This is a genomic window from Actinacidiphila cocklensis, assembly GCF_907177275.1.
In the GTDB taxonomy this organism is placed as follows: domain Bacteria; phylum Actinomycetota; class Actinomycetes; order Streptomycetales; family Streptomycetaceae; genus Actinacidiphila; species Actinacidiphila cocklensis.
Window position 1 is genome coordinate 1 of sequence record NZ_CAJSLV010000020.1, and the last position, 1,075, is coordinate 1,075.

Here is a 1,075-nt window from a genome sequence, read left to right on the forward strand (position 1 = left end):
GAGGAACGGATTTGCCTATTCCTCGGGCTACACCCTTACCCCGGGACAACCACCGCCCGGGCTGGACTACCTTCCTGCGTCACCCCATCACTTACCTACTACCCCCTTGGGTCAGCGGCTCCACCACTCCCCCTCACTCCGAAGAGATCAGAGGCGGCTTCACGGCCTTAGCATCAAAGGATTCAGCATTGGGCGCTTTACAGCGGGTACCGGAATATCAACCGGTTGTCCATCGACTACGCCTGTCGGCCTCGCCTTAGGTCCCGACTTACCCTGGGCAGATCAGCTTGACCCAGGAACCCTTAGTCAATCGGCGCAAGAGTTTCCCACTCTTGTATCGCTACTCATGCCTGCATTCTCACTCGTGAACCGTCCACCACTGCCTTCCGGCGCGGCTTCACCCGGCACACGACGCTCCCCTACCCATCACAACAGGCGTTAGCCCTATATGCTGCAATGACACGACTTCGGCGGTACGCTTGAGCCCCGCTACATTGTCGGCGCGGAATCACTTGACCAGTGAGCTATTACGCACTCTTTCAAGGGTGGCTGCTTCTAAGCCAACCTCCTGGTTGTCTCTGCGACTCCACATCCTTTCCCACTTAGCGTACGCTTAGGGGCCTTAGTCGATGCTCTGGGCTGTTTCCCTCTCGACCATGGAGCTTATCCCCCACAGTCTCACTGCCGCGCTCTCACTTACCGGCATTCGGAGTTTGGCTAAGGTCAGTAACCCGGCAGGGCCCATCGCCTATCCAGTGCTCTACCTCCGGCAAGAAACACACGACGCTGCACCTAAATGCATTTCGGGGAGAACCAGCTATCACGGAGTTTGATTGGCCTTTCACCCCTAACCACAGGTCATCCCCCAGGTTTTCAACCCTGGTGGGTTCGGTCCTCCACGACCTCTTACAGCCGCTTCAACCTGCCCATGGCTAGATCACTCCGCTTCGGGTCTTGAGCGTGCTACTCAACCGCCCTATTCGGACTCGCTTTCGCTACGGCTACCCCACACGGGTTAACCTCGCAACACACCGCAAACTCGCAGGCTCATTCTTCAAAAGGCACGCAGTCACGA

The 1,075-nt window shown here is 57.6% G+C and carries 1 rRNA gene; it reads right to left on the bottom strand.

The features are described from left to right. Positions 1-1,075 (bottom strand): 23S ribosomal RNA (locus tag NFU81_RS03785); the annotation flags it as partial.